The sequence below is a fragment of the Catellatospora sp. NPDC049609 genome (assembly GCF_040675365.1).
GTDB lineage: Bacteria > Actinomycetota > Actinomycetes > Mycobacteriales > Micromonosporaceae > Catellatospora.
The window spans coordinates 1-25,398 of the sequence record NZ_JBFAOU010000117.1 but is presented as its reverse complement, the minus strand read 5'-3'; the positions used below and the strand labels follow the sequence as shown (position 1 = coordinate 25,398).

Below are 25,398 nucleotides of genomic sequence, written 5' to 3'. Positions count from 1 at the left end.
TTTATTGCCTATCACTGATACCGGGATGCCAGCCCAGGCGCAGCTCCGGCGCGGAGCAGCGTGTTCAGAAATGTGTGAAGGGTGCGAAGGTCGATATCATCGTCGGTGATGAGCGACGAAGTTGACGCGGTCGCCCCGCGTGATGAGGACGCCGTGCGCCGGTCTGTGGAGCACATGGCGATGATGCTGGCCGACATGGGCTTTCCGCGGATGCCGTCCCGGGTGCTGATGACGATGATGAGCGCCGAGGAGGGCTCGCTCACCGCGGGTGACCTCGCCGAGCGCCTGAGTGTCAGCCCCGCGGCCATCTCCGGCGCGGTGCGCTACCTGATGCAGATGGGCTTCGTCGTCCGCGAGCCCGCCCCCGGCTCCCGCCGCGACCGCTACCGGCTTCCCGACGAGCCGTGGTACGGCGTGACCACGGCCAAGCGCGGCTTCTACGGCCAGTTCTCCGACGAGGCGGAGGGTGTCATCGCGGCCGCGGGCGGCGAGCACACGGTGGCCGGGCAGCGCATGGCTGACATGCGCGACTTCTTCCTCTTCGTCCAGGACCAGGTCGGCTCCGCGCTGGCCCGCTGGCAGGAGCAGCGGCAGGACAGGCGTTCCGCCCGGCGGTGATCACGTGTACTCTCCCCAGCCGATGGTAAACGTTTTCCATGCGGCTGACCGGGCCGTGTGGCGTCGGCAGGGGAGTGCTGATGGTCGAGTTCGCCGTGGTCCCGGGCGGCTTCCTGCGTGACGGGCGGCCGCACCAGATCCTGTCCGGCGCGCTGCACCACTTCCGGGTGCGGCCCGAGCAGTGGCGGCACCGGCTGCGCATGCTGCGGGCGATGGGCCTCAACTGCGTCGAGACGTACGTCGCGTGGAACCTGCACGAGCCCGCGCCGGGCCGGTTCGACTTCACCGGCATCGCGGACCTGTCCCGCTTCCTGGCCGAGGCGGCCGAGGAGGGGCTGGACGCGATCGTCCGGCCGGGCCCGTACATCTGCGCCGAGTGGGACAACGGCGGCCTGCCGTCCTGGCTCACCGGCCGGCCCGGGCAGCGGATCCGCTGCCACGACGCGGCATACCTGGCCGCGGTGGACGCCTACTTCGACGAGCTGATCCCGATCGTCGCGGCGCACCAGGTCACCCGCGGCGGCAACGTGCTGATGGTGCAGGTCGAGAACGAGTACGGCTCCTACGGCTCGGACCGGAACTACCTGCGCCACCTGGCGGACGGCCTGCGTGCCCGCGGGATCGACGTGCCGCTGTTCACCTCGGACGGCCCCGAGGACTTCATGCTGCGCGGCGGCACCCTGCCCGGCGTGCCGGCCACCGTCAACTTCGGCGCAGATCCGGAGGCCGCGTTCGCCGCGCTGCGCGAACACCGCCCGGACGACCCGCTGTTCTGCATGGAGTTCTGGTGCGGCTGGTTCGACCACTGGGGCGACGACCACGTCACGCGTGCCCCCGCCGACGCCGCCGACGTGCTGCGGCGCATCGTGCAGGCGGGCGCGTCGGTCAACGTGTACATGGCGCACGGCGGCAGCAACTGGGGCGTGTGGGCGGGCGCCAACCGCGCCGACGGGCACCTGGGCGCCCTGCAGCCCACGGTGACCTCCTACGACTATGACGCCCCGATCGACGAGCGCGGCGCGCCCACCGAGAAGTTCTGGCTGATGCGGGAGGTGCTGGCGGCGCACACCGGGGTCGAGCCGCCGGTCGTGCCGCCGCCCGCGCCGCTGCTCCCGGCCGGCAGCGTGCCGCTGACGGAGGCGCTGCGCCTGTTCGACGTGCTCGACGTGGTGAGCCCGAAACCGGTGCGGGCGGCGATGCCGCCGAGCTTCGAGGAGCTGGGGTTGGTGCACGGCCTCACGCTCTACCGGACGGAGCTGTCCGGCCCGCGCCGGGCGCAGCCGCTGACCGTGGACGGCCTGGCCGACAGGGCGCACCTCTTCGTCGACGGGGTGCAGGTCGGGGTGCTGACGGGCACCGGGGAAGCCGTGGACGTGGCGGTGGTGGGCGACGGCACCGTGCTCGATCTGCTGGTGGAGTCCATGGGACGCACCAACTACGGCCCGCTGACCGGCGAGCGTAAGGGCATCACCGGCGGGGTGCGCCACGGGCAGCAGTTCGTGCACGGCTTCACGGCGTACCCGGTGGATGTGGCGGAGCTGTCGTCGCTGCCGTGGGACGCGCCGCCGGCGGAGGAGCCATGGCTGCCGTCCGGAGGCCCGACTTTCCACCGGGGGTGGCTCGACGTGGCGGCTCCCGCGGACACCTACCTCGCCGTCCCCGAGGGCGCGAAGGGGTACGTCTGGATCAACGGTCACCTGCTCGGAAGGTACTGGGCGGCGGGACCGCAGCGCACGCTGTACGTGCCGTGGCCGCTGCTGCGCGCGGGCCGCAACGAGGTCGTCGTGCTCGAACTCGACGGCACGGCGCCGTCCACCGTGGACCTGCGCACCGCCCCTGACCTGGGCTGACTCGCCGGACACGCCGGCCCGTCAGCCGCGTACCGCACGCCGTGCCGACGGCGGGCATCGAGGCCGCGACTCCCACCGAGCCGCGGCCTCGAAGCTGTTATCAGACCGCGACTTTTCAAGACTTGCGCCTGATAGGCGGGGGTGTTCTGGCGACCGAGGGGTAACTTCTGCTTGATCATGCAAAAGTTTCGCGGATTCGGCTAGAAGCTATGGACAGCTTTGTCGAAAGCTCGTAACCTGTGCGACACAACACACATCGGTGACGTCCAATCGGGTTTGGAAGGCGGGCGCATGAGCCTCGCGCGGGTGCTCTGGGATCCCCTGCATGTCAGGGTGCTGCGGTTGCTGCGGGACGAAGGTGCGCTGTCGCGCGCCGAGCTCGCCGACCGCCTCGACATCCCGCGCCCGCGGCTGCTCGGCGAGCTGGACCGGCTCGTCGCCGGCGGCCAGATCGCCGAGGCCGGCCCGGCCGAGTCGCGCGGCGGCCGCCGCTCCACCCTGGTCGAGCTGAACCCGGCCATGCGCTTCGCCGGGGTCGACCTCGGCGCCACCTCGATCGACGTCGAGGTGACCAACGGGCGGCTGGAGCCGGTGGCGCACTACAGCGAGCCGGCCGACATCCGCAGCGGGCCGAAGGTGATCCTGCAGCGGGTCAACGAGCTGCTGGCCAAGGCCAAGGTCGAGGGCGCCTTCGCGCACCTCGACGGCATCGGCATCGGGGTGCCCGGCCCGGTCAGCTTCCGCGACGGGGTGCCCGTGTCGCCGCCGATAATGCCCGGCTGGGACCGGTTCCCCGTGCGCGAGCTGCTGACGCGGGAGCACGGCTGCCCGGCGGTGGTGGACAACGACGTGAACATCATGGCGATCGGCGAGCGCAACGCGGGCGTCGCGCACTCGGTGGACAACTTCCTCTTCGTGAAGATCGGCACCGGCATCGGCTGCGGCGTCTACCTCAACGGCGAGGTCTACCGGGGCACCGACGGCTGTGCCGGCGACGTCGGCCACATCCAGGTCGACTCGCACGGACCGGTCTGCACCTGCGGCAACGTCGGCTGCCTGGAGGCCGTGTTCAGCGGCGCCGCGCTGGCCCGCGAGGCCACCGCGGCGGCCCGCTCCGGCGCCTCGCCGGCGCTGGCCGAGCGGCTGGCCACCAACGGCCAGGTCACCGCGATGGACGTGGCGATCGCCGCGGTCGAGGGCGACGTCGCCTGCGTGCAGCTGATCCGCGACGGCGGCCGCCGCATCGGCACCGTGCTGGCGGGGCTGGTCAGCTTCGTGAACCCGTCGATGATCGTCATCGGCGGCGGCCTGGCACAGCTCGGCCACATCATGCTGGCCGAGATCCGCAGTGTGGTCTACCGGCGGTCGCTGCCGCTGGCCACGGGCAACCTGCCGCTGGTGCTGTCCGAGCTGGGCCCGCGCGCGGGCGTCGCCGGCGCCGCGGTGCTGGCCAGCGAGATCGCCTTCGAGCAGGCATGAGCGAGGAGCCGGTCATGAGCGAGCAAGTCGTGGACTCCGCGGACGTCGTGCTGCGGCTGTCCGACGTGGTCAAGACCTTCCCGGGCGTACGCGCGCTCGACGGGGTCGAGCTGGAGGTGCGGGCCGGCGAGGTGCACTGCCTGCTGGGGCAGAACGGCGCCGGCAAGTCCACCCTGATCAAGGTGCTGGCGGGCGTGCACCGCCCGGACTCCGGCCGGGTGGAGTGGCTCGGCGAGCAGGTCGAGTTCAGCGGCCCGCAGGCCGCGATGAAGGCCGGCATCGCCACCATCTACCAGGAGCTGGACCTCGTCGACTACCTGACGGTGGCGGAGAACATCTACCTCGGGCACGAGCCGCGCAGCTTCGGGTTCGTGCACAAGGGCCAGGCCGCCAGGCAGGCCGCGGAGCTGCTCGGCCGGCTCGGCCACGGCGAGATCCCGGCGGGCCGGATGGTCAAGTCGCTGCCCGCCGCGGGCAAGCAGATCGTCAGCATGGCGCGCGCGCTGTCGCACTCCGCCAAGCTGATCATCATGGACGAACCCAGCGCGGTGCTGGCCCACGACGAGGTGGACAACCTGTTCCGGATCATCCGGGAGCTGACCGCCCAGGGCATCGCGGTGGTCTACATCTCGCACCGCCTGGAGGAGATCCGCGAGATCGGCGACCGGGTCACCGTGCTCAAGGACGGGCGCACCTCGGCGGTCAACCTGCCCGCCCGCAGCACGCCCACCCGCGACCTGGTGAGCCGGATGACGGGCCGCTCCATCGAGTACGTCTTCCCCGAGCGGCCGAACACCGCGCCGGGCGAGCGGCTGCTCGAGGTGCGCGGCCTGGGCCGCTCCGGCGAGTTCACCCACGTGGACCTCGACGTGCACGCGGGCGAGATCGTCGGCATCGCCGGGCTGGTCGGCTCGGGCCGCTCCGAGGTGCTGGAGACCATCTTCGGCGCCCGGCAGGCCGAGGCCGGCACCGTGGTGATGAACGGCAAGACGCTGCCGCCCGGCAACGTCGCCGCGGCGGTGCGGGCCGGCATCGGCATGGCGCCCGAGGAGCGCAAGAGCCAGGCGCTGCTGCTCGGCGAGCCGATCTACCGCAACATGACGCTGACCACCTTCCCCGGATACGCCACCGCCGGCTTCACCGACGCCGGCAAGGAGCAGTCCGAGGCGCTGCGGGTGGCCGACCAGCTGGAGCTGCGCCCCCGCGACGTACGCCGCGCGGTGCGCACCCTGTCCGGCGGCAACCAGCAGAAGGTGGTCGTGGGCCGGTGGCTGCTGGGCGACACCCGGCTGCTGATCCTCGACGAGCCGACGCGCGGCGTCGACGTGGGCGCCCGTGCCGAGCTCTACCAGGTGATCCGCGACCTCGCCGCGAACGGCGTCGGGGTGCTGCTGGTCTCCAGCGAGGTGCCCGAGGTGCTCGGCCTGTCCGACCGGGTGCTGGTCATGCGCGAGGGCCGGGTGGTGCGCAGCGCGCCCGCGACCGAGCTGAACGAAGAAGACGTACTCGATCTGGTTATGGCGGGATCGCTGACCGCCGCGACGACTGAAGAGGTGGCCGCGTGAGCGAGCTTTGCGAGCGAACCATATGGCTCAGTGGCAACGACCGCGACGAGCGCAGCGAGGAGCGGTCGTGAGCGTCCGTAGCGAGGAGACCGTGAAGCGGGAGGCGCCCGACGCGGGCGGGCACGGCGCACCGGCGTCCGGGGCGGTGGCCGCCGGTCCACGCTGGTGGAGGAACGAGTCGGCCGAGGGCATGTGGCGCAATCTCGGCCTGGTCGGGGTGCTGCTGGCGCTGTTCGCGATCGGCGCGATCATCCGGCCCGACCTCTACAGCAACATCGACTGGGTGACCAACAACATGATGGTCATCCTGACCCAGGCGGCCGCGATCGGCGTGGTGACCGTCGGCATGACCTTCGTGATCATCGGCGGCGGCATCGACCTGTCGGTCGGCGCCCTGATCGCGCTGTCGGGCGTCTGGGCCACCACGGTGGCCACGCAGAGCTTCGGCCCGGCCGGCATGATCTTCACCGCGATCGCGGTCGGCGTCGGCGCGGGCCTGGTCAACGGCCTGCTCATCGCGTACGGCAGGCTGGTGCCGTTCATCGCGACGCTGGCCATGCTGGTCGCGGCGCGCGGTCTGGCCGCCGCGATCTCCGGCAAGCAGACCCAGGTCTCCGGGGACCAGTTCATCAACAGCCTCGCCAAGGAGCGCGTGCTCGGCGTGCCGCTGCTGGTCATCATCCTGCTGGTGGTGGCCGGGCTGGGCTGGGTGCTGCTCAACCGGACCACGTTCGGCCGGCGCACCGTCGCCATCGGCGGCAACGCCGAGGCCGCCCGCCTGGCCGGCATCAACGTCCGCGGCCACACCATGCTGCTCTACGCCCTGTCCGGGCTGTGCTGCGGCATCGCCGCGATCATGCTCACCTCGCTGGCCACCTCCTCGCAGGCGGCCGCGGCCGAACTCTACGAGCTGGACGCGATCGCCGCCGCGATCATCGGCGGCACGCTGCTCTCGGGCGGCCGCGGCACCATCGTCGGCTCGCTGTTCGGCGTGATCGTGTTCTCCGCGATCACCAACCTGTTCGCCATCGCCAACCTCCCCACCGAGGTCCAGAACATGGTCAAGGGCGCGATCATCGTGGTCGCGGTCCTGATCCAGCAGTTGCGGTTCTCGTCCGTCACGCAGTTCGCCCGAAGGCACGGCCTCTCCCGTCCCAAGGCCGGCACGCAGCAGCAGACCTGACCGTCGCGGCGCCGGGCAGCCCGCCCGGCCCGCTGTACAGGTTCCATCACCGCACACCCCGCACCACCTGGGGCGACCGTCGAACGTGACGGCCGCCAGACCGAACACACCCTCGCGACGACCAGGAGGTCGTGATGACCAAGCACATTCCGGACACGTCCCGCCGCAGGCTTCTCTTCGGTGGCACGGCGCTGGCCGCCGGCGCGCTGCTCACCGCGTGCACCAGCAACGAGGCCGAGCCGAGCGCCGCGCAGACCAAGGGCGCCGACACGTCCAACCCGAACGCCGCGGCCGGCAAGGCCGTGACGATCGGTTTCTCCGCCCCGGCCGCCGACCACGGCTGGATCGCGGCGATCACGAACAACGCCAGCGCGCAGGCCAAGGCGTACAGCGACGTCACCTTCAAGCAGGTCGAGGCGGGCAAGGACGCCGCGGCCCAGCGGGCGGCGCTGGAGACCCTGATCGCCGAGAAGCCCGACGTCATCGTGCTGCTCCCGCACGACGGCAAGGAGCTCAACGCGTTCGGCCTCAAGGCCATGGAGGCGGGCATCCCGGTCGTCAACCTGGACCGCGCCTTCCCCGACGCGCTGGCGTACCGCCTGCAGATCAAGGGCGACAACTACGGCATGGGCGTGGCCGCCGGCCACTACATCGGCAAGACGCTCAAGGCCAAGGGCGTCGCGGCGCCGGTCATCGGCGAGATCGCCGGCATGGACGAGCTGGAGCTGACCCAGGAGCGCAGCGCGGGCTTCAAGGCCGCGCTGGCCACCTACGGCTTCTCGGTCGCCAACCGGCGCGCCGCGCGCTTCACCGCCGACAGCGGCCAGAAGGAGGGGCAGAACCTGCTCCAGGCGCTGCCCAAGATCGACGCCATCTGGAACCACGACGACGACCAGGGCATCGGTGTGCTGGCGGCCATCTCGGCGGCCAACCGCAGCGAGTTCTTCATGGTCGGCGGCGCCGGCTCCAAGAAGGCGATCGAGGACATCGCCGCCGACAACACCGTGCTCAAGGCCACGGTCACCTACAGCCCCTCGATGGCCTCCTCGGCCATCTCGCTGGCCCGCCTCATCGGCCAGGGCAAGGGCATGTCCGACCTGGTCGAGCTGCAGGTGCCGAAGGAGATCATCCTGGCCTCCGAGACGATCACGAAAGAGAACGCGAGCACCTACCTGAAGCTCGGTTTCTAAGCCTGACATGGATCGCCCGCACCAGCGGGCTCGGTAACGACGGGAGCCCACTCCGTGTCCACAATCGACAACAAGGAGCTGCGGGTCGGCATGGTCGGCTACGCGTTCATGGGGGCCGCGCACTCACAGGCGTGGCGCACCGTGAACCGTGCGTTCGACCTGCCGCTGCGGGTCCGGATGGCAGCGGTCTGCGGCCGTGACGAAGCCAAGGTCGCCGAGGCGGCCGACCGTCTCGGCTGGGACGGCTACGTCACGGACTGGCGGGAGCTGATCGCCCGGGACGACATCGACGTGATCGATGTCTGCACGCCCGGCGACAGCCATGCCGAGATCACCATCGCCGCCCTCGCCGCGGGCAAGCATGTCATGTGCGAGAAGCCGCTGGCCAACAACGTGGCCGAGGCCCAGGCGATGGTCGATGCCGCGACCGCGGCCCGGGAGTCGGGCATCCGTACGCTGTGCGGGTTCAACTACCGGCGCGTGCCGGCGGCGGCGCTGATGCGTCAGATGATCGCCGCCGGCCGCATCGGGGTCATCCGGCACGTGCGCGCCGTGTACCTGCAGGACTGGATCACCGATCCGAACTTCCCGCTGGTGTGGCGTCTGCAGCAGGAGCGGGCCGGGTCCGGCGCGCTGGGCGACATCGGTGCGCACATCATCGACCTCACCCAGCACGTCACCGGCCAGCGGATCACCGGGGTCAGCGCGCTGACCGAGACGTTCATCAAGGAGCGGCCGGTCCCGACCGAGATGAGCGGCCTGGCCGCGAGCTCGGCCGGGGACGGGCAGGCGTACGGGCAGGTGACCGTCGACGACGCCGCCGTGTTCACGGCGCGCCTGTCCGGCGGCGCGATCGCCACGTACGAGGCGAGCCGCTTCGCGATGGGCCGCAAGAACGGGCTGCGGATCGAGATCAACGGCTCGCTCGGCTCGCTGGTGTTCGACCTCGAACGCCTCAACGAGCTGGAGTTCTACGACGCCACCCGGCCCGGCCCGGAGCAGGGCTTCAACCGCATCCTGGTGACCGAGCCGGACCACCCGTACCTGTCGGCCTGGTGGCCGCCGGGCCACATCATCGGCTACGAGCACTCCTTCACCCACCAGGCACGGGACTTCGTGCAGGCGGTGGCGGAGGGCACCGACCCGCATCCGTCCTTCGAGGAGGCGCTCGGCGTGCAGCTCGTGCTCGACGCGGTCCAGCGGTCGGCGGCGTCCGACTCGACCTGGACGCAGGTGGCTCAGCCGCAGTTCGCGGCCTGAGTCGCACCACCCCGACGTGGGAGGGCCGGTCGGACGCCGACCGACCGGCCCTCTCGCCCATGAACGCACCGCCCCACGGGCATACCGAAAGGGAGCGAACATGCCCCGACCCATCACCCTGTTCACCGGCCAGTGGGCAGACCTCCCGTTCGAGGAGGTCTGCCGGCTGGCGTCCGAGTGGGGATACGACGGACTCGAGATCGCCTGCTGGGGCGACCACTTCGAGGTCGACAAGGCGCTGTCGGACGAGACCTACATCCAGCGCAAGCGCGCACAGCTCGACAAGTACGGCCTGAGCGTGCACGCGATCTCCAACCACCTGGTCGGCCAGGCCGTCTGCGACAACCCGATCGACGAGCGGCACAAGGCGATCCTGCCCGCCCGGATCTGGGGCGACGGCGAGCCCGAGGGCGTGCGGCAGCGCGCCGCAACCGAGATGGCCGACACCGCCCGCGCCGCCGCCAAGCTCGGCGTGAACACCGTCGTCGGCTTCACCGGCTCGCCGATCTGGCACTTCGTCGCGATGTTCCCGCCGGTGCCCGCCTCGATGATCGACGCCGGGTACGAGGAGTTCGCGCGCCGCTGGCACCCGATCCTCGACGTGTACGACGAGGTCGGCGTGCGCTTCGCCCACGAGGTGCACCCCAGCGAGATCGCGTACGACTACCACACCACCCGCCGCGCGCTCGACGCGCTGGGCAACCGGCCCGCGTTCGGGCTCAACTGGGACCCCTCGCACATGGTGTGGCAGGGCTGCGACCCGGTCGGCTTCATCCTCGACTTCGCCGACCGCATCTACCACGTGGACTGCAAGGACACGAAGGTGCGCATGGGCGACGGCCGCCGGGGCATCCTGTCGTCGCATCTGCCCTGGGCGGACCTGCGCCGCGGCTGGGACTTCGTCTCCACCGGCCATGGCGACGTGCCGTGGGAGGACTGCTTCCGGGCGCTGAACGCGATCGGCTACGACGGTCCGATCTCGATCGAGTGGGAGGACGCCGGCATGGACCGCCTCGTCGGGGCTCCCCAGGCGCTGCAGTTCGTGCGCAGCCTCCTCTTCGACCCGCCCACCGCCTCGTTCGACGCGGCGTTCAGCTCGGACTGAGCCCAGGCCCCCGCCGGCCGCTGCTCCCACGTGTCGGCCGGCGGGCCGCACCACCCACGCACGTGAAGGAAGGGCACCTTCTTAACGCTTCGCGTATAAGAAGGTGCCCTTCTTAACCCGGGGGACGGGTCGGTCGGAGACGGCTCAGCTGGTGCGGATCTCACCCAGCGGGCGGAACGCGGTCCAGCAGTTCGGGCCGGTGTCCAGGCGCAGGATGTCCACGCCCGCCGCGCCGCCGTCGCAGTAGAACGAGGCGACCTCGGTGTTGATGAACGCGCCGTCGGGGTCGACGTCGGTGCCCGCGTACGGCGCCCGCGGGAAGGTCCGGGCGCCCACGCTGAGCCAGTCGTAGCCGCAGCCCGGGTCCGCGGCGAAGCAGGCGGCGGCCTCACCGATCGGCGCGTACCCGTGGTGCGTGGTGTTGAACGCGACCGTCCAGATCACCTCGCTCGGCAGGTGCTGCGTGCCGGGGAAGTCGAAGGTGAGGAGCTGGCGGATCTTGTCCTCGCACTGGCCGAGCTCCGGGTTGAACCACATGCCCGCCTCCGGGCCGGCGCACCGCGTCGGGTCGGCCGAGGGCCGGTACCGGATGTCGAAGTTCTGGGTGACCGTGGCCAGCAGGTCGCCGGGCAGGTTCGGGTCGGTCGCGTTCGGCGCGTAGATGTTCGCGGTGACCGGGTGCGAGAACGTGGCGCCCGGGGCGGTCACGCAGTCGTCGCTGTACCAGTGCCCGCTGGTGCCGCAGCCCCAGCTGGCGAAGACCACCCGCAGCTGGGCGAGGTCCGTCGAGCCGGTGGCGGCCAGCCCCACCTGGTCGCCGAACTCGCTGGTGCTGGTCGCCTCGAAGCCCAGGGACGGCAGGTTCGGGCAGCGCAGCACGTCCCGGGGGTACGCGGTGTACGCCACGTTCCGGCCGCCGCCCGCGTTGCAGACCGGCAGCCGCGGACACTCCCGGCCCTTGCACGGCTTGGGCTTGCATTCCTTGTCCCCGGCCTGGCACGGCGGCTTGGGCTTGCACTTCTTACCGCCGGCCTGCGGCTTGCAGTTCGGCTTGCCGGCCGGGTCCCGGTCCGCCACGCCCCGCGGCGCCTGCCGGCGCTGCTGCGGCTCGACGGTGAGGCTGGTGTCCTGGGTGATGCGGGTCGGCGCCGGCTGGGGCTCCTCCGCGCCGGCCGGCTGCGCCAGGCCCGTGGCCAGCAGGGCGGCGAGGGCGGCCGCCCCTAGGCCGTGCCGGACGCGCCGGACGGTGGTCGTGTTCTCGAGCATGCGTTTTCCGCGCAGAATCATGCGCACATCCCTTCGGTCGGTGCTACCAGCTAACACCGCGAAAGGGCCATGAACAGGGCAAAAGGATAATATGAGCGAAAAAAGTATTAACAGAACGTAACGCGTCATTAGCTCGAAAACGAAGCGGGCTGGAGCGGTGGGCGGTCGCGGTCGTGGTGCTTGACCGCGACCGCGTAGCCCGGCGCCCGGGGAGCGGGTGGCCCGATGTCCGGGTCGAAGGGCGGGAAGATGGTGCCGGCGTGGTCGGAGCTGCCGGTCACCCTAGGATGGCCTCTGGCCTGCGGTGGGGCGGGCGCGGAGGAGGATCGGGTTGAGCGTGCCGGTGCGGGAGTCGGCGTTCGTGGACGCCGGGCGTGCCGTCGGGATACCCGAGGCGCTCGCCGGGGCGTACCACCGCTGCCGTGACCTGCACCGGCGGCACGGCCGCAGCTACTACCTGGCCACCCGGCTGCTCCCGGCGTGGAAGCGGCCGCACGTGCACGCCCTCTACGGCTTCGCCCGCCACGCCGACGAGATCGTCGACCGGCTCGACGGAGCCACGCCCGCCGAGCGGGCACGGCGGCTGCGCGGCTGGGCGCAGCGCTTCCGGACGGGGTTGCGCGGCGAGCCCGTGGACGACCCGCTGCTGCCCGCCGTGCTGCACACGGTCGGCGTGTTCGGCCTGGACCCGGCCGACTTCGACGCGTTCCTGGACAGCATGGCGATGGACCTGACGGTCGGCCGGTATGCGGACTACCCGGCGCTGCTGTCGTACATGGAGGGTTCGGCGGCGGTGATCGGCACCATGATGCTGCCGATCCTCGGCCCCGCCGACCCGGCCGCCGCCCGGGAACCGGCCCGGCAGCTCGGGCTCGCGTTCCAGCTCACCAACTTCCTGCGCGACGTCGGCGAGGATCTGGCCCGCGACCGCGTGTACCTGCCGCAGGACGACCTGGCCCGGTTCGGGGTGAGCGACGCCGACCTGTACGCGGCGGCCGCCGGCAGGGCCACGCCGGAGATCAAGCGGCTGCTGGCGTTCGAGATCGCCCGCGCGCGGCGCCACTATGCCGCCGCGCTGCCCGGCATCGCCATGCTGCCCGGCGCCTCACGGGCCTGCGTGAAGGCCGCTTACCTGGTGTACGGCGCGATCCTCGACGAGATCGAGCGCCTCGACCACGACGTCTTCGCCCGCCGCGCGGTGGTGCCCGCGCCGCGCCGGGCGGCCCTGCTGGCCCGGGGCCTGCTCGCGCGATGACCACCGCCGCGGGCACCGGGGCGGTCCGGTGATGATCGGTGTTCCGTGTCGAGAAGTGCGGTCAGACTCCGGGTTTCGACCGGAACGCGCGATCATGCCCCGGTCCCGCGCGACCCCACCGCCCGCAGACGTTAAGAAGGGCACCTTCTACTACGCATAGGGGGTGGACGCCCATCCGCACATGGGCAGGTATCGCATGGACTGGCACTCGTGGACCATGTCGACCTGCGGAAACCACCTCGGCAGCGGAGGTAAAGTACTCGCCCGTGGCTGGGATGTTCTACATGTCTTTCAGCCACGGGCCAGTTGCCGATATGCCTATATGGTTCATAACAGACAAGTTGGTCAAAGCGATGAAAGTCGCTTGGGTCCGGTTCTACTGCGAATCATGTTCGCCGGGTGCGTTGTAGCTAGTCCGCCTCTGTGGCGAGCTGGATGGCGTCGGCAAAGCTGGAGTCGTAGATCAGGCGCGCACCTTTCCCTGGGGTCTACGCGGTCCCAGTTCCAGACGATGTGTACGGATTCTGCTGCAGATCGGCTGGCGGAGCGGGCTCAGGGATCTGAGCAGTGCGGACAGTCGGTTCGGGCAGGCAGGATCGACGTCGGAGCCGCTGGATGACCCAGCGCCGCCACATGAGGCGGCGCAGCCCGAAGCGGTAAATGACCGCGCGTTCCATGCGTGCGACGATGACCTCTACGCCACGGGGTCCGAAGTTTCCAAGGTTCATCTCCGCTCCGGTCGTGACGGGCGCTGCTTTCCATGCAGCGCCGCAGGCCGGTCCTACGAGCGTGGTGATCTCGCGGTGGCAGTTGTCAAAGACCTCGCTAATTGCCTGGCTCTCCGCAGCGATCCAAGCACGGGATTCGGCCAGCTGCTCTTGCAGGGCGTGTCCGCGGTCCGCAAGAGCGGTGAGCGTGGCGGCGTCGTCGCCGGTACGCCGGCGGATGCGGTATGGGTACTCGGCCCACGCGACGAGAGTCCGTGCGGCTTGCGCGTATCGTTCGCGGCGCGCAGTGGCGTTGGCGCGGGTGTTGCCGAGGACGGTGCCGATCAGGCCGGCGACCACGCTGGAGCCGAGGATCGACAGCACGATGGTGATCGCGGGAGCCTGTGCGGGCTCGGTGTTCGCCATGGCCTGCGCGAGGGTCAGGATGTCCGTGACCACCGGCTGAGTTCCTTTCGCATCGTGGCGGTGATGACGCGGTGGGGGGCGCGCGTGTCATCCCCGTGTGGGGCATCCTCGCATGGCCAGTCGCCGGTACGCCGCCACGCCTCCTCGAAGATCAGATGCCGCTGGATGAGGGTTATCAGCGGTTCCAGGCCGTCGGACGGGAGCCACCGCAGGGCGGGATCATCGCGGTCGTACTGCAGGCACAGGTCCGTGATCTGCACGTTTCGGTGCTTGTAGCGGCGACCGCGTCCGGTGCGCGGGTAGGCGTGGACACGGTCACCGGGCGGCATGATCACAAGGCGGACCTGCTCGATCGGATAGCCCTCTGCCGCGAAGGCAGGCAGCGGCAGCAAGGTCAGCTCCAGCAGGGCGGCGCCGAGGGCTCCGGTGCGTCCGGTGGCCTGTGCCACGCCGAACAGGTCGGCGTGGCACAGGAGATGTTCTGCGGCCACGGCGGGGTCTTCGAGAACCGCACTTATCGGGTACGCCATGACCTCGCCGGCCGGTTGACCTGGGCTCCGCGCTGCGAGGCAACGGCACGCCCGGTGGAGGTGATACTGCCCGCGCTGAGCGCGGACAGCGCCTGGGCGGCGGTCTGTGTCGACGGAGCCGGGAACGGCTCGCCGAAGAGGGCAAACCAGATCTCGATCGCGCCCTGGTGCTCGCCGTCGGCCGCCAGGCGCAGGGCTTCCCTGCCTCGCTTGGCCGCGAGTGCGAAGGCCTGGCTGAACATGTGGCGCTCGCCCGGGGTCCAGTCCTTGGCCAGATCGTCGACGCCGGTCGGGTCGAGCACCTTGCCCTGGACGGCCACGGCCGCGTACTCGAAGGCGGTGACCATGGCAGTGGCGTGCGGCATCTTCTTCTTGATGGCGGCGTACCACAGCGACTCGACGGCCAAGCCGCACAGCTTCTCCAGCACGGGTTCGTGGGACTTGAATGCCTTGCCCATCCGGACCTGGTGCACAAATGCGCCCAGGGTTTCCAGGTTGCGTTCGGTGACCACACGCCGCAGCGTGCGGGTGTTGGACCACTCCCACCGGTCGAGGTCCCGGTCCGCGATGAACACGTCCTCGCTGCCCTCGGGGTCGTCGAAGGCGGGCACGAGGTCGACGGTGAAGGTGCAGTCGGAGAAGGTCACCTGGAGTGCGTGGGGAGACTGCTTCTCCGCGTCGAAACGAGCGTTCGGCCAGCGGCTGGCGACGGCGGCGCGGATCTCGGCCATCGCCGCGGCGGGGCCGCCGCGTCCGGGGCCGAACCACGGTGCGCGGTAGACCTCGGCCAGGAGGACGACCATGTCGACGTCCTTGAGAGGCTTGGGCATGGTCTTGCGCGCGAAGCTGCCCTGCAAGAAGGTCGACTTGGCGATGCCCACTACGGTCAGTACCTCGGTGATTTCCTGGTGGCGACGCTGAGCCTGCTCCCGCTCGAGCGGGTCGAGGTTCAGCGAAGCGTCGAACTCGTCGAACGACTCCGCCGTGGATCGTGGTGCCATGTGCGTTCTTGTTCCTGTCTGCCGGCCTGATGATGGAGAGGTCGCGTGGCCGGGCGTGCGCGCTCCTCGGTGAGACGCAGCTGACCCGCCTCTCACCGAGGACAGACGACGTAACTCGGCCCACCCGCGGTGTTGGCGTAGATCTCCTCAGACGCACTCATTGCAACGGGCGGAGGTGCCGGTGAAGACCGACGCGGGAAGCCGTTGAAAGCAGCCTGCGCAGGTCTTCTCGCGCACGCGGGGCGCGCACCCGCACCGTCCGCACTCGGGGCAGACCCGTCGTGCGCACCGCGAGCACGGGGATTCGAAGGCCTGAAACTCATGTCCACAGTCGGGGTGCTCGCAGATCCGTGTGGCGGCCCGAGGGCCGGGGTCACGTGATGGGAGCGTGAACGTATCCCAGGCGGCGGCATCGGTGACGGCGATCAGCAGCAGGTAGCCGTCCATCGGTACGACCTGGGCGTGGAGTTCCTCCCCCAGGATCCCGTCGCGGTAGTGCAGCCGGGTGCGCCCGGTGGCCCGACCGGCGCGGCTGAGCGCGTCGCGTACGGTAGCGGCGGTGTCCTGACGGCTTCCACGAGCCAGGGGTGGTAGACCCAGGCTCGCGGCGAAGGAAACGGCGCCGTCTGCGTCAAGTAGCACCACGTGGCCCGGAGTGACCAGGCGCTGGGCGGCACGGACGCAGACCGCCGCTCGCGATGCCGTCGAGGCATGCCACAGATCCACGATCTGCGGCCCAGTGGGACCGGGGCTGTCGATGAAGCGGTCTACAAGATCGGCGGGCAAGAGGATCTCGGCAGCGAACGCGTCGCAGGCCGCGTCCTCCAGCGTCAGCCCGCCGTCAGCCTGCTCCAGCAGCAGGTCCATGAGCGCTGGCTCGGTGCGTTGCAGGTGATGCCCGAATTCGTGCAGCACGGTGAACGCCCGACGCCCCGCACTGGCGGCATTGGCAACCGCCAGAACGGGCGGAACCTCGTCGTCGACGTAGATACCCGCGACGCTACAAGCCGGCATGGCCGCAGCGGGCTTGGTCTTGGCCTCGGGCACGATCCGCACGGCGAGATCACCGCGCGCTTCAAGCACGGCGAAAGGATCTTCCGCGAGTTGGACTCGCGAGCCAGGGAGCATCTTCTCCAGTACTTCCACCATGGCGTATGCCTGCCGCGCGACAAGGTCACGTGCAACTTGGCGCATCACGACTCCAACGTGACCTGGAAGTACTGGTCGATTCGTTCATCCCACGCTGGTTCCTGCGTACCGGTCTGCCGTGCCGCCATCGCGTTCACCGAGTACGTCGCTGCCAACCAAGCGCTGCGTTCCTCAACCCCACGCCGCGCCGCTAGCCTGTTCACCTGAGCCCGGCGCCGAGGGCGGCTCATCCTCTGAACCAATCTCCGCGACGGCGCAGGGTTGGCTTCCAGAATCACCCGGTCCGGCAACCTAAGCGCCAGTGCGAGCTTCGCCGCCTGGTCTGGGGTTACCGCTGCCTGCCCGCGACGCAGCGCGAGGGCGGTGGGTGGGCTCACGTCGAGCAGTTCGATCAATCGGGGCGGGCCGAGCGAGGCCTCGGCGAGCAAGCGCCCGAGTTCACCCGACCCTGACGGTGCCCAGACCGCGCTGGCCAGATAGTCCAGCGCGTCGGTCAACCGAGCCTGAACCTCATTTGTCGGATCCAACGGGCCAGCCGCTCGTCGACCGCGTGTGGCACCAGCCTCAACCAGGCGCTCGATCCACCCACTGTCCGCGACACCGATGTCTGCGACACCTAGCTGCCGGTCCAGTATGCACATTGGGAGCTGGCGGGCCAAACCTGCCCACATCGCGATGGTCGTCGTCAACGAATTCTGCGCGGGCGGCAGAATGATGGTGTCCTCGTCGGCGCAGCGGTCGTCTAGCAAGATCGGGGCAGCGAGCACATTTTCGTCACTGACCGCGAGAAGAACGACCAGTTCCACCGTTTCGTCCCACCGCGTCCGCCACAGTTGACCGGGCGCGGGCTCGCCGGGCTCCGCCTCGAAAGCTGCCCGCACGGCATCGGGAACACGAACCGTGCTCACCGCACGCAACAAGCGCGCCAAGCCCGGTTCTCTATCCTGCGCCATCGAGACATCCTCACCTTCGACCGAACGGTTCGTACAACGACACCTATCCCGAACAGACGACCTAACTCCCGTCCGCCCGAACGCAAAGCCGCACCAGTTCCATGACCATCTCGTCGCGATCTGCATCATCGACCGTGGCCAGGCGCACCTTCTCGATCAATGACTGCCCTGCGACCCTCGCGACAGAGGGCCCCACGTCCAGCAGGACGCTCCAACGCTGCGGCTCAGCGAGGAACGGCAGCAATCTACGTTCTGCCATGGTCAAGCCGTCGAAGAACAGATGTGCCCGCAGCGCGGTGTCCTCTGTCCGCTCACCACCGGCCACGTCCGCAAACCCGGTGGTCATGTCATCAAGGGAGACAAGGTACGGCACTCGCAACAGCCGGAAACGGGCCTGAAGCACACGAGCAAGATCTTCTGTCCGTACGGCACCATGCGCCTCGACGAGTACCGCTTCGGTGATGACCAGCAGTGCCGTGACCGTGGCCCGCGGCGTCGGACCAGCATGATTCCAGCCCGAGAACTCGACGCCACGCACTGCGAACGCCGCTCGGTCCAGGTCCGCCACATCACCCTGCCAAGGTTCCGGCGAACCTGCGGACAAACTCCACCGGTCACCAATACACTCCGTGAATCTTGGGTCCCTGTGCAGTAGCCCAGCGAGTCTTCGGCGGAGCTTGCCCCGCTCGGTCTTCTTCGCCTCGTCCTTCAGGAAGTTCTCGATCGCGGCTAACAGCAGGCGCTCCAGCGACGGCCCGTCCGTCGCCCGCGCGTAGCAATCTAGGACGAATTTGTGGCATTCATCAGGATTATCCGCAGCTGGCCGAGCAAACATATCGGCCAGCAGGTGATCAACGGCGTCGTCGTTCCACGAAGAATATCCTTCGGGTGGCGGAAAGTTCGTTCGTGCCGACCGGGTGCACTGCCGACCCAGCCGCCGCAACAGTTCCAAGACGTCCGCACCGATTTCGCCAGCACGCAACTCTTCCAGAGCAGCGTCTGAGATATCACGCGCTGTAGAAAAAGCTCGCGAGCTGCTCGCAAGATCAGTCATAGCGACACATCACCGCCGACAGACTAGACGGAGCGACCGGGATGCGCAGAGTTTGACACCAACCGCAGGGGTGCCAGTTGAAGGTCTGCTGGGTGTTCGCAATCTTGACTGTCTGGTCGATCGAAGCCTGCCAGGATGTCGCTCGTATCCGTACGCGCCGTCGGCTGCGGCCAACCGTAGCGGTGCTGCCTTGGTCGGAAGCGAACCGTAGAATGACGGCGCTTGTGGTGGGGATGCGTGGCCTGGATTACCTCTTACGGGATGTCCGGCATCGGAGCATTGATCCGCTCCGAGCACGAGGCCAGGCCACAAGCAGGGGGTGTACGTGCGGGAGGACAGCTCGCGATGGCACGAGATCACGCCGTCCGAATTCCCGCACGAGCGGGAAGGGCTCGCTCATCTGCGCTCACTGCTACCCGACCGTAGCCCATTCCGGGCTTGGACAAACTTTGAGTTTCGTGACCGAGACGGCAAATGGTACGAAGTTGATGCGTTGGTGCTCGGGGAACGCCGACTGCACTTGGTGGAGCTGAAGCACTACCAGGGCACGATCACCGGCAACGCATATCGATGGCAGCGCGGTGGGCGTAGCGAAGACTCTCCCCTACTGCTCGCGCGACGTAAGGCCCAACGGCTTAAGGGCGTGATCACCGACGCGTTGCGCGATCTGCAGCCGAACTTCGACTCGCGGCACATCCCATATATCCAGCACAGCGTGTTTCTTCACGCACCCGATGGGCGGTGTGCGCTTCCTCCCAGCGACGCGACTGACCTGTTCGGTCGCGATGACCAGCAGGCTCGCAGCGGCCTGCCGAGTGTCGCCCAGCGGCTGCTTGAGCCACCACTGCCCGGTCAGCGGCCAGGACTTATAGACCAGGACGACCTGCTAGTTGCCCTGTTCGAACGGATCGGCTTCGCGCTCCGGCGGGAACGGGAGGTGGGCTCCTGGCGGCTGGTCGGCCCGCCGCTGGCCGAGGGGGACGGCTGGCAGGACTGGCCGGCCGAGCATCGGCTGGCCCGCCGTGATCAGGCCCGGATCCGCTTTTTTGTGAGTCGTCCGGGTGCCTCCGAGGCTGAGCGGCGGGGCATCCACCAGCTCGCCGAGCGGGAGTACGCGCTGACCAGCCGGCTGCACCATGACTGGGTGCTGTGCCCGCGCGATCTGGTCGAGGACGAGCTCGGCGTGGGGCTGGTCTATCCCCGCGACGACGAGTTCCGCCGCCTGGACCTGTGGCTCGACGACCACGGCGACGCACTGACCCTGGTCAACCGGGTGCTCATGATCCGACAGCTCTCAGAGGCGCTGGCCTACGCCCACCGCCACCACGTAGTTCATCGAGGGCTGACGCCGGCTGCGGTTCTGGTACGCCGGCGCAGTGACGAGGTGGAGGTGCGGCTCGGTGACTGGCAGGTCGCCGGGGCGGACAAAGCGGGGGCCAGCCGCACCCCAGGCGGCAGCCCCGCCTCCGGCGGCGTGGCCACCCGCCTATTCGCTGCACTCGAGGGGCGTGCGGCTGCAGATTTGGAACAACAGCGCGCACACGCCTACCTTGCCCCCGAAGGGCGCTGGAACGGCGACGCTGATCGGGTCCGGCTGGACGTATTCGCCCTTGGCGCGGTGGCCTATCACATCGTGGCTGGGCGTCCGCCTGCGGATAGCGCTCTCGACGTGAGGGACCGGCTAACACGCGACGGCGGCCTGGACCTGGTGGCCGATGTCCCCGAAGTGCCGGCGAGTCTGCGTCAGCTCGTGCTGAACGCGACTCGGCCGGTGGTCAGCGAGCGGCTCAGCGATCTGCAGTCGTTCCTCGCTCAGCTCGATCAGGTGGATCGGGAGACCCAGTCAGGCGCCGCCGGGGTGGTGACCGATCCGCTGGAGGCGGCCCCTGGTATGCTGCTTGGCCACCGGTTCGAGGTGGTAGGCCGGCTGGGCTCCGGTTCAACTGCGGTTGGGATGCTGGTGGCGGACCGGGCGGTCGATGGCGAGCGCCGGGTGCTCAAGATAGCGCTCGACGACGCTGCGGCGGCCCGGCTGCACGGCGAGGCCGAAGTGCTCGCTGCGCTGGCGAAGATCAACCATCCGCGGTTGATCCGCCTCGTCGAACCGGAGCCGCTGCGGGTGGGCAATCGCACCGCCTTGTTGCTGGAAAGTGCGGGTGAAACCACGCTTGCGGAGGTTTTGCGGGAGCGGCCCCGGCTGTCGCTGGACCTGCTGGAGCGTTACGGCACCGATGTGCTAGAGGCGGTGGTGGCGCTGGACAAGGCCGCCGTCGACCACCGCGACATCAAGCCAGCCAACCTGGGGGTACGGGAGCAGCGCAGCGATCGAGCCAAGCACCTGGTCCTGTTCGACTTCTCGTTGTCCAGGGCCGGGGCTTCGGCGATCGAGGCCGGCACCCCGCCATACCTCGACCCGTTCCTCGGCACTGCTGCCCGGCCCACCTGGGACTCAGCCGCGGAACGGTACGCGGCTGCTGTCACTCTCTTCGAGATGGCCACTGGTCAGGCACCTCGGTACGGCGATGGCCGTTCCAACCCAGCCGTGATCCCCGACGAAGCGGCGGTCGATCCCGGCCTGTTCGATCCGAGCGTGGCCAGCGCGCTGGTCGACTATTTCCGACGCGCACTGCAACGGGACGCCCGCGAGCGCTTCCACACCGCGACCGAAATGCTGGGCGCATGGCGTGCCGTCTTCTCCCATCCGGGCACCACTATCCCCAAGGATGCCGACGAGGTCGCCGCGGCGGCTCGGCCCTCGACCCCCCTGGCGGCATCCGGCCTGTCGGCTCGGGCTTTGTCGGCGCTTGAGCCGTTGCGGCTGAACACCGTGGGCGACCTCGCCGCCGTCGACCCAGGGCAGCTGTCGCGTCTGCGCGGCGTAGCCGATCCCACGCGGCGGGAGGTGCGTAGCCGGGCCAAGCAGTGGCGGGAGCGGTTCGGCCCAACGGCCGGCCTTGCGCAAACGCCAGATCGGGCTGTTTCTGACCCAGTCGCCGACCCATCCAGCGCCGCCGACCTGCTAATGCGAGCGGCACGCACCCCCACCCGTCAGCGGTACGTGGCGCGGCTGCTGGGTCTGGACGGCGACGGGGCCACAACCGACGCGTTCGCCTCAGTGACTGACCTTGCCGCTGTCCTCGGCCTCGGCGGTCAGCCGCAGGTGTCGCGGGTGCTGGCTGACCTCCAGGAGACCTGGGCCTCCGACGCTGCTGCCCGCACGCGGCTGGACGCGATCATGGGCCGGGCATACGAGGCTCTCGTCGGCATGGGCGGCCTGGCGGTTGCCGACGATGTCGCAGCGGCGCTGGCGCCCGCGTCAGAGGACCCCCGGTCGGTCCGGATCGTCGCAGGGCTGCTGCGCTTGGCGCAGGACCGTGCCGAGATCGTTGAGCGGGGCGGCGGCGACACACCGCCGATCGTGCGACGCCGCCGCAGGGGCGGCCGAGGCCACCTCATTGCGACCGAGCCAGCCCTGCTCGACATCGCCGACGCGCTGGGCGGGCACGCCGACGACCTGGTCGCTCGCGCTGTGGACTCCGGCGAGGACATCGTGCCGGTGGGCCGGGCAGCGGCCCGGCTGCGTCCGGTGTGGCCTGCCGGGTCGGCCGCCCCGGACGACGTGCGGCTGGTACGGATGGCGGCGCGCCTATCCGCTCGGGCCGCCGCATCGCGCCGAGGCGAACTGCATGACCGCGACCTCGAACCGGCCGCCGCCGTCCGGATCGCGCTAGGCGGGCTCGCCCCCTCGGAGCAGCTGACCGTGCAGGACCTGGCCGACCGGGTCCGTGCCCGATTCCCCGACCTGCCGGCGCTGCCCGCCAGGCTGCGGCTGGACCGGGTGGTCAGCGACGCTGGGCTGCCGCTGCGCTGGGACGGCGAGCACTACGCGGTGCCGTCCCGCCGCAGCGACACCACGCTGGCCAGCCGCGCATCGGTGGTGGCCATCGAAGTCGCCGGCGCCACCCGAACGGCCGCCACCGAGGAGGATGCGAGGCTCGTCGACAGCGTACGCAGCCGCGCGTTTCTGGCCCTCGGCGTCGTCCCGCAGCGGCTCGACGCCGCCGCCCGGACTCTGGCCGAGCGGCACCACGCGCGGGTGGTCGACGTGACGTCGATCCTGCTCGCCGCCCTGCGCGAGGAGGCCGGCCGCCGCGGCGTGTCCTGGGACGCGGTACGCGCGGCCGACGCCGCCGAGGCGGGCAGCCGCCCGGCACAGGGCCTCGCCGCCCTGGTCCGTACCGTGATCCCCGCAGTCGAGGTCGCGATCGCCGAGGCAGCCGATAGCGCGGCCGAGGGCACCCGACCGGTGCTGGTGACCGACGCCGCACCGCTGGCCCGGTATGGGCATGCCGAGGTACTGACTAGGCTGGCCGACCCGACTACCCGCCGCCGCCAGGCTGTATGGCTGCTGCTGCCAGAGGCTCCGGGGGCTGGCGCGGCGTTGGACGGCGTGCCGCTGCGGCTAGGCCACGGCGGGCAGTTCCTGCGGCTCGACGACGATTGGCTGCGCGCACCGGCGGTGGAGAAGGAGAAGGCATGACGGCTGAGGAGCGCCTGACCGGCGAGCTACGCGTCGAGTTGAAGGCGTTGGAGGACGACCTGCGCCGCCGCGTCGCTACTCAGCCGGCGGTGGATCGGGAATGGCGCGACCAGCACCGAGAGGCCCTGCAGTGCGGGCGCACTGCAGGATCCTGGCAGGAGTGGTCCGACGACCGTGTCACCCAGGCGGCAGTCGCCTGGATCCTGACCACCGTGTTCATCCGATTCGCCGAGGACAACAAGCTCATCAAGCAGGTATGGATCTCCGGACCGAAGGAGCGTCGGCAGGAGGCGCTGACTGCCCAGGCCGAGTTCCTGCGTCACGAGGCGCGCACTAACCCGGACGTCACCGACCGGGAGTGGCTGCTGCGAGCCATCAAGTATCTCGCGGGGATGCCGGCCACCCGGGAGCTGGTGGACGAGACATCGGCCCTCTGGCTGGTCACCCCATCCGGCGACGCGGCGGCCCGACTGCTGGCCTTCTGGCGAGAGCGCAACGAGGACGGCGAGCTGCTGCGCGATCTGTCCGACGAGTCGCTGGACACCCGCTTCCTCGGCGACCTCTACCAGGAGCTTTCGCAGGAAGCGCAGGAAAAGTACGCCCTCAAGCAGACGCCAGTCTTCGTCGAGGAGTTCATCCTCGACCGGACCATGAAGCCAGCCCTAGACGAGCGACCGCTGGACAGCTTCAAGATGATCGACCCGACCTGCGGGTCCGGGCACTTCCTCCTCGGGGGGTTCACACGGCTGCGGGAGCGTTGGGAGCGGCACGCCCCAGGGATGGAGCGGCGGGCCCGCGTGCAGAAGGCGCTCGACGCCATCCACGGCGTAGACCTGAACCCCTTCGCGGTGGCGATCGCCCGTTTCCGGCTCACCATCGCCGCCATGCTGGCGTCCGGCGACGAGATGCTGGAGAACGCGCCAGCATTCAACTACCACCTTGCCGTCGGCGACTCGCTGTTGCACGGCCTTGACCAGCTTGAGATCGAGTACGGGGCAGGGTACAGCGTCGACCGCACTGCGGCCACGTACGCCTACCCGACGGAGAATCTGGCGGCCTTGCAGAAGATCCTGCGCAATGGTCGGTACGACGTGGTAGTGGGCAACCCGCCGTACAAGTCAGTGGGCGATAAGGCACTAAACCGCGCATACCGGGACCGATACCGATACCTCAAAGGCCAGTATCAGTTGACGGTGCCATTTATGGAGCGTTTCTTTGACTTGGCCAAGACCGGCGAACGGCCAGGTTGGGTAGGCAAGATCACTGGCAACGGGTTCATGCGGCGAGAGTTCGGCGCACCACTCATCGAGAGGTTCCTACCGACGAAGGACCTGCGCCTGGTCGCCGATTCGTCCGGCGCTTACATTCCGGGCCACGGTACGCCCACAGTGATCTTGGTGGGTCGCAACCGCCGACCAGTCGGGGAAACGGTCCGTGCGGTGATGGGGGTGCGGGGTGAGCCTGGCCGACCAACAGACCCAGCAAAGGGCCTCGTGTGGAACTCGCTCTCTACCTATGCGGACGAGCCTGGCTACTCGGACGAGTGGGTGACCGTTGTCGATCTCGACCGAAGGCTACTGGCCACCCACCCTTGGTCGCTTTCGGGTGGGGGCGCGGTGGAGGTCAAAGAAGCGATCAACTCGGCGCCACGTCGTGTAGGCCAGCTTGTCGCGCGGGCGGGAATGTTCGGTGACAGCCACGCTGAGGACGCGTTCGCGGCCCCAGTCGGCAGCTTCCGGCGGTTTGGAGTGGCGGAAGCAGATGTGGTGCTTGCGAACGCGGGGGACGGGCTCCGAGACTGGGTCATTCTGACTACCGGTGAGCTGTTGATGCCGCCCGGGCACGTCGATAGGCCCCAGCCGAGCCGGGAGACGGAGAAGGCAATGTGGCCTTGGCGTACCTCGCTGTGGGGGCGGATGACGTTTTCTCATGGTGACTATCGGGCTGCAGGAAGGCACTGGCTGAGCTGGCATCAGATCAGCGTCAATGATCGAAGTCGTGACCACATCTCGTTTGTGAAGATTGCGACCCATAACCATTTCGCGATGACGAGATCAGGCGTAGTGGAGAAGCCCAGCACTCTGCGAGTCGAACTGCCGGAGGGGGCAACGGAGGACGATCATTTGGCGCTGCTAGGGGTACTCAACTCGTCTACTGCCTGCTTCTGGCTAACCTCGGTCTTTCACGAGTAGTAGATCTTGTCGCGCATTCGGATACGTGATTACGCCTGTCGGTTCCTGCTGGTGACGGGCATGCTGCTGGCCCGG

At 69.4% G+C, this 25,398-nt stretch carries 18 protein-coding genes; 11 read left to right on the top strand and 7 right to left on the bottom strand.

Annotation, left to right across the window (positions count from 1 at the left end; genetic code table 11):
- The first annotated feature begins 108 nt into the window (after window positions 1-108).
- The 8 genes from AB0J67_RS27130 to AB0J67_RS27095 all read left to right on the top strand — a co-directional run bounded on the left by AB0J67_RS27130 (window position 109) and on the right by AB0J67_RS27095 (window position 10,250).
- Window positions 109-618: a MarR family transcriptional regulator gene (locus AB0J67_RS27130; protein WP_363486283.1), complete on the top strand. Its 510-nt coding sequence runs from the start codon at window positions 109-111 to the stop codon at window positions 616-618.
- Between the two features lie 80 nt (window positions 619-698).
- The gene (locus AB0J67_RS27125) at window positions 699-2,468 is read left to right on the top strand and encodes a beta-galactosidase family protein (RefSeq protein ID WP_363486282.1); all 1,770 of its coding nucleotides are present in this window, start codon (window positions 699-701) and stop codon (window positions 2,466-2,468) included.
- Between the two features lie 291 nt (window positions 2,469-2,759).
- On the top strand, window positions 2,760-3,947 hold the full coding sequence (locus tag AB0J67_RS27120) for an ROK family transcriptional regulator (protein WP_363486281.1): 1,188 nt from the start codon (window positions 2,760-2,762) through the stop codon (window positions 3,945-3,947).
- 14 nt (window positions 3,948-3,961) lie between these two features.
- Window positions 3,962-5,512 (top strand): sugar ABC transporter ATP-binding protein, encoded by a 1,551-nt coding sequence (locus AB0J67_RS27115; RefSeq protein ID WP_363486280.1) that lies wholly within the window; start codon window positions 3,962-3,964, stop codon window positions 5,510-5,512.
- Between the two features lie 190 nt (window positions 5,513-5,702).
- Entirely contained in the window at window positions 5,703-6,695 is a 993-nt protein-coding gene (locus tag AB0J67_RS27110) for an ABC transporter permease (RefSeq protein WP_363486285.1), read from the top strand.
- A 134-nt stretch (window positions 6,696-6,829) separates the two neighbouring features.
- Entirely contained in the window at window positions 6,830-7,885 is a 1,056-nt protein-coding gene (locus AB0J67_RS27105) for a substrate-binding domain-containing protein (protein WP_363486279.1), read from the top strand.
- 54 nt (window positions 7,886-7,939) lie between these two features.
- Complete coding sequence (locus AB0J67_RS27100) at window positions 7,940-9,145, top strand: Gfo/Idh/MocA family oxidoreductase (protein WP_363486278.1); 1,206 nt, start codon at window positions 7,940-7,942, stop codon at window positions 9,143-9,145.
- 100 nt (window positions 9,146-9,245) lie between these two features.
- Window positions 9,246-10,250: a sugar phosphate isomerase/epimerase family protein gene (locus tag AB0J67_RS27095; RefSeq protein WP_363486277.1), complete on the top strand. Its 1,005-nt coding sequence runs from the start codon at window positions 9,246-9,248 to the stop codon at window positions 10,248-10,250.
- Between the two features lie 144 nt (window positions 10,251-10,394).
- Here AB0J67_RS27095 and AB0J67_RS27090 read toward each other — a convergent pair whose 3' ends face one another.
- Entirely contained in the window at window positions 10,395-11,516 is a 1,122-nt protein-coding gene (locus tag AB0J67_RS27090; RefSeq protein WP_363486276.1) for a hypothetical protein, read from the bottom strand.
- Window positions 11,517-11,901: 385 nt separating this feature from the next.
- Here AB0J67_RS27090 and AB0J67_RS27085 point away from each other — a divergent pair, with 385 nt between their 5' ends.
- Complete coding sequence (locus tag AB0J67_RS27085) at window positions 11,902-12,771, top strand: phytoene/squalene synthase family protein (protein WP_363486284.1); 870 nt, start codon at window positions 11,902-11,904, stop codon at window positions 12,769-12,771.
- A gap of 488 nt (window positions 12,772-13,259) precedes the next feature.
- Here the strand turns inward: AB0J67_RS27085 and AB0J67_RS27080 are convergent, their stop codons facing one another.
- The 6 genes from AB0J67_RS27080 to AB0J67_RS27055 form a co-directional block, all read right to left on the bottom strand.
- Window positions 13,260-13,937 (bottom strand): hypothetical protein, encoded by a 678-nt coding sequence (locus tag AB0J67_RS27080; RefSeq protein WP_363486275.1) that lies wholly within the window; start codon window positions 13,935-13,937, stop codon window positions 13,260-13,262.
- Window positions 13,919-14,395 carry a hypothetical protein gene (locus AB0J67_RS27075; RefSeq protein WP_363486274.1) on the bottom strand — a complete coding sequence of 159 codons (477 nt, stop codon included), beginning with the start codon at window positions 14,393-14,395 and terminating at the stop codon, window positions 13,919-13,921. Before AB0J67_RS27075 ends, AB0J67_RS27080 begins: the two co-directional genes overlap by 19 nt.
- A 23-nt stretch (window positions 14,396-14,418) precedes the next feature.
- On the bottom strand, window positions 14,419-15,435 hold the full coding sequence (locus tag AB0J67_RS27070; RefSeq protein WP_363486273.1) for a nucleotidyltransferase: 1,017 nt from the start codon (window positions 15,433-15,435) through the stop codon (window positions 14,419-14,421).
- A gap of 147 nt (window positions 15,436-15,582) precedes the next feature.
- On the bottom strand, window positions 15,583-16,584 hold the full coding sequence (locus tag AB0J67_RS27065; RefSeq protein WP_363486272.1) for an ImmA/IrrE family metallo-endopeptidase: 1,002 nt from the start codon (window positions 16,582-16,584) through the stop codon (window positions 15,583-15,585).
- Between the two features lie 44 nt (window positions 16,585-16,628).
- Window positions 16,629-17,537 carry a hypothetical protein gene (locus tag AB0J67_RS27060; protein ID WP_363486271.1) on the bottom strand — a complete coding sequence of 303 codons (909 nt, stop codon included), beginning with the start codon at window positions 17,535-17,537 and terminating at the stop codon, window positions 16,629-16,631.
- Window positions 17,538-17,598: 61 nt separating this feature from the next.
- Complete coding sequence (locus AB0J67_RS27055) at window positions 17,599-18,591, bottom strand: hypothetical protein (protein WP_363486270.1); 993 nt, start codon at window positions 18,589-18,591, stop codon at window positions 17,599-17,601.
- Between the two features lie 325 nt (window positions 18,592-18,916).
- Between AB0J67_RS27055 and pglW the strand changes: the two genes are divergently transcribed.
- Both pglW and pglX read left to right on the top strand, forming a co-directional pair.
- Entirely contained in the window at window positions 18,917-23,131 is a 4,215-nt protein-coding gene (gene pglW, locus AB0J67_RS27050) for a BREX system serine/threonine kinase PglW (protein WP_363486269.1), read from the top strand.
- Complete coding sequence (gene pglX / locus AB0J67_RS27045; RefSeq protein ID WP_363486268.1) at window positions 23,128-25,323, top strand: BREX-2 system adenine-specific DNA-methyltransferase PglX; 2,196 nt, start codon at window positions 23,128-23,130, stop codon at window positions 25,321-25,323. The genes pglW and pglX overlap by 4 nt, the downstream gene beginning before the upstream one ends.
- Window positions 25,324-25,398: the final 75 nt, after the last annotated feature.

Coding starts and splice junctions, on each gene's coding strand:
- AB0J67_RS27110 (WP_363486285.1), top strand. CDS start 5,703: ATGTGGCGCAATCTCGGCCTGGTCGGGGTGCTGCTGGCGCTGTTCGCG.
- AB0J67_RS27115 (WP_363486280.1), top strand. CDS start 3,962: ATGAGCGAGCAAGTCGTGGACTCCGCGGACGTCGTGCTGCGGCTGTCC.
- AB0J67_RS27105 (WP_363486279.1), top strand. CDS start 6,830: ATGACCAAGCACATTCCGGACACGTCCCGCCGCAGGCTTCTCTTCGGT.
- AB0J67_RS27095 (WP_363486277.1), top strand. CDS start 9,246: ATGCCCCGACCCATCACCCTGTTCACCGGCCAGTGGGCAGACCTCCCG.
- pglX (WP_363486268.1), top strand. CDS start 23,128: ATGACGGCTGAGGAGCGCCTGACCGGCGAGCTACGCGTCGAGTTGAAG.
- AB0J67_RS27125 (WP_363486282.1), top strand. CDS start 699: ATGGTCGAGTTCGCCGTGGTCCCGGGCGGCTTCCTGCGTGACGGGCGG.
- AB0J67_RS27055 (WP_363486270.1), bottom strand. CDS start 18,591: ATGACTGATCTTGCGAGCAGCTCGCGAGCTTTTTCTACAGCGCGTGAT.
- AB0J67_RS27060 (WP_363486271.1), bottom strand. CDS start 17,537: ATGGCGCAGGATAGAGAACCGGGCTTGGCGCGCTTGTTGCGTGCGGTG.
- AB0J67_RS27065 (WP_363486272.1), bottom strand. CDS start 16,584: ATGGTGGAAGTACTGGAGAAGATGCTCCCTGGCTCGCGAGTCCAACTC.
- AB0J67_RS27120 (WP_363486281.1), top strand. CDS start 2,760: ATGAGCCTCGCGCGGGTGCTCTGGGATCCCCTGCATGTCAGGGTGCTG.
- AB0J67_RS27090 (WP_363486276.1), bottom strand. CDS start 11,516: ATGCTCGAGAACACGACCACCGTCCGGCGCGTCCGGCACGGCCTAGGG.
- AB0J67_RS27070 (WP_363486273.1), bottom strand. CDS start 15,435: ATGGCACCACGATCCACGGCGGAGTCGTTCGACGAGTTCGACGCTTCG.
- AB0J67_RS27130 (WP_363486283.1), top strand. CDS start 109: ATGAGCGACGAAGTTGACGCGGTCGCCCCGCGTGATGAGGACGCCGTG.